This is a genomic window from Nocardioides jejuensis (genome assembly GCF_004337475.1).
GTDB lineage: Bacteria > Actinomycetota > Actinomycetes > Propionibacteriales > Nocardioidaceae > Nocardioides > Nocardioides jejuensis.
In genome coordinates, this window is sequence record NZ_SJZJ01000053.1 from 1 (window position 1) to 3,050 (window position 3,050).

The 3,050-nt window shown below is 71.0% G+C and carries 3 protein-coding genes; all 3 read right to left on the reverse strand.

Annotated elements, in window-relative coordinates:
- Nucleotides 1-157: 157 nt before the first annotated feature.
- Nucleotides 158-1,009, reverse strand: a complete 852-nt coding sequence (locus tag EPD65_RS16035) for a bifunctional methylenetetrahydrofolate dehydrogenase/methenyltetrahydrofolate cyclohydrolase (RefSeq protein WP_131584594.1) — start codon at nt 1,007-1,009, stop codon at nt 158-160.
- An 89-nt stretch (nt 1,010-1,098) separates the two neighbouring features.
- A complete protein-coding gene (locus tag EPD65_RS16040) occupies nt 1,099-1,689 on the reverse strand; it encodes a pyridoxamine 5'-phosphate oxidase family protein (protein ID WP_131585959.1) in 591 nt (196 codons plus the stop codon).
- Nucleotides 1,690-1,828: 139 nt separating this feature from the next.
- A partial coding sequence (gene purH, locus EPD65_RS16045; protein ID WP_131585962.1) for a bifunctional phosphoribosylaminoimidazolecarboxamide formyltransferase/IMP cyclohydrolase occupies nt 1,829-3,050 on the reverse strand: 1,222 nt, incomplete at its 5' end.

Consider the following 3,050-nt stretch of genomic DNA (forward strand, 5'->3'; position numbering starts at 1 on the left):
GATCGTCTCGGGCTGCTTGATCCGGGCGACCTCGCGCAGCGGCGGGATCGGTCCACGAACCGCATCGACACCCGCGACGACGTCGTCCGGAAGGTCCGCGTCCTCGGGGAGGACGGGCTCCGTGTCGTCGACCGGCTCGAGCGGCTCGTCCGCCACGTCAGGCCAGCTTGCTCTCGGCGATGCTCACGACGTTGGCCAGCAGCATCGCGCGGGTCATCGGGCCGACTCCACCGGGGTTGGGCGAGACCCAGCCGGCGACGTCCCAGACGTCGTCGGCGACATCGCCGGTGACCTTGCCGTCGACGCGCGAGACGCCCACGTCGAGGACCGCAGCGCCCGGCTTGACCATGTCGGCGGTGATGATTCCGGGAACGCCGGCGGCGGCCACGACGATGTCGGCCTTGCGCACGTGCGCGGCCAGGTCGACGGTGCCGGTGTGGCAGAGGGTGACGGTCGCGTTCTCGCTGCGACGCGTGAGCAGCAGGCCGAGCGGGCGGCCGACGGTGACGCCGCGACCGACGACCACGACCTCCTTGCCGGCGATCTCGACGCCGTGGCGGCGGAGGATCTCGACGATGCCGTACGGCGTGCAGGGCAGCGGAGCCTCCTTGCCGAGCACCAGCCAGCCGAGGTTGGTCGGGTGCAGGCCGTCGGCGTCCTTGGCGGGGTCGATCAGGCCGAGCACACGGTTCTCGTCGCGGCCGCGCGGGAGCGGGAGCTGCACGATGTAGCCGGTGCAGGCCGGGTCGTCGTTGAGCTGCCGGACGGCGTCCTCGATCTCCTCCTGGGAGGCGGTCTCGGGGAGGTCGATGCGGATCGACTCGATGCCGACCTCGGCGCAGTCCTTGTGCTTGCCGCCGACGTACCACCGCGAGCCCGGGTCGTCGCCGACCAGGATCGTGCCGAGACCAGGCACGACGCCCTGGTCGCGGAGCGCGCCGATCCGAACCTTGAGCTCGTCCTTGATCGCGGCGGAGGTGGCGGTGCCGTCAAGCTTCTGTGCAGTCACGGGGGTCAGTCTAGGGAGTCAGCAGGCGTACGCCGCTCTCCGCGCGCGCCGCCGGACGCCAGGACTCGGGGCCGGACTCGGGGCCGGGCTCAGGGCCGGTACGCCGGGTCGTCGTGCGGCAGCGCGTCGCAGGCCCACTCCGCCTGCTTCCAGCCGGGGATCGGCGGAGCGACACCCGCGTGCGGGACGAACGGCGACTCCGCCACCTTCTGCCAGCGGTGGATGTAGCGCGGGCAGTTCGGGAAGACGTCGGTGACGCTGACGCGGACGACGAGGATCGCGCCCGGCCAGGTGTCGAGGAGCGGGTCGTCGGCGGACACGGTCGCCTCGCCGTGGACCCGCATCCGGTTCGGATGCTCGAGGTCGATGAAGAGCAGCCCGACCTTCGCGGTCTCCGACGCATTGCCCAGCGACAGGAACATCCCGTTGCCGTCGTACGACGGAAAGGCGAGCGTCCTCTCGTCGAGGACGCGCACGAAGCCCGGCGCCCCGCCCTTGTAGGAGCACGTCGGCTGGCCGCTCGCGTCGACCGTCGACAGGAAGAACATGTCGCGGCTCTCGATGAACGCCGCGTCGTCCGCGTCAAGCCGGTCGGCGACGAGGAGCTGGTTGATCCGGTCTGCGATCCGGCGACTGTCGAACCGGTCCTGCAGCGCGCGCTGGTCGGCGGTGAACTCCATGCATCGACGCTAGGACCGGCCGGGAGCCGCCGCCACCCCAGTGCTTCGGGGAATCCGCGAGCTCGCCTCGAGTCGCAGCGTCAGACGCAGCAACGGCGGCACCGGGTTGCCCCCGTGCCGCCGTTGCTGCGTCAGTAACTCAGTGGAAGAAGTGCCGCGTCCCCGTGAAGTACATCGTCACGCCGGCCGCGTTGCAGGCCGCGATCGTGAGCTCGTCGCGCACGGAGCCGCCCGGCTGGACGATCGCCTTCACGCCGGCGTTGATCAGGATCTGCGGGCCGTCCTCGAACGGGAAGAACGCGTCGGAGGCAGCGACCGAGCCGCGGGCCCGCTCCTCGCCCTCGACGAGGGTGTTGGCGCGCTCGACGGCGAGCTTGCAGGAGTCGACGCGGTTGACCTGGCCCATGCCGATGCCGACAGCGCCGCCGTCCTTGGCGAGCAGGATCGCGTTGGACTTCGCGGCACGCACCGCGCGCCAGGCGAAGGCCAGGTCGGCAAGGGTCGCCTCGTCAGCAGCCTCACCGGTCGCGAGGGTCCAGTTGGCCGGGTCGTCGCCCTCGGCCTGGAACTGGTCGACGTGCTGCATCAGCAGACCGCCGGAGATCGCACGCGTCTCCACGCCACCGGTCGCGAGCGGCTCGGCGACGAGGATGCGGATGTTCTTCTTGCCCTGCAGGATCTCGACCGCGCCCTCGTCGTACGCCGGGGCGACGATGACCTCGGTGAAGACCTCGGCGACCTGCTTGGCCATCTCGACGGAGACGGAGACGTTGGTGGCGATCACGCCGCCGAAGGCGGAGACCGGGTCGCACTCGTGGGCGCGACGGTGGGCCTCGGCCGCGTCGGCGCCGACGGCGACACCACACGGGTTGGCGTGCTTGATGATCGCCACGGTCGGCTGGTCGCCGTGGTCGTACGCCGCGCGGCGGGCCGCGTCGGTGTCGACGTAGTTGTTGTAGGACATCTCCTTGCCGTGCAGCTGCTCGGCGCCCGCGAGGCCGGCAGAGCCGAAGCCCGAGCGGTAGAGCGCGGCCGGCTGGTGCGGGTTCTCGCCGTAGCGGAGCACCGCCGACTTGTCCCAGGTGCCGCCGATCCAGGCCGGGAAACCGGTGCCCTCGGACGAGTCCGTGACGACCGAGCCCATCCACGAGGCGACCTGGACGTCGTACGTGCCGGTGTGGACGAACGCCTTGGTGGCGAGGACCTTGCGCTCCTCGTAGGAGAAGCCGTCGCCCTGCGCGGCGGTGAGGGCAGCGGCGTAGTCGGCACCGTCGGTGACGATCGCGATGTTGGCGTGGTTCTTGGCCGCGGCGCGGACCATCGTCGGACCGCCGATGTCGATCTTCTCGATGCAGTCCTGG

Excerpts from the sequence above, each read along its gene's own strand:
- EPD65_RS16040 (WP_131585959.1), bottom strand. The coding sequence starts at position 1,689 with ATGGAGTTCACCGCCGACCAGCGCGCGCTGCAGGACCGGTTCGACAGT.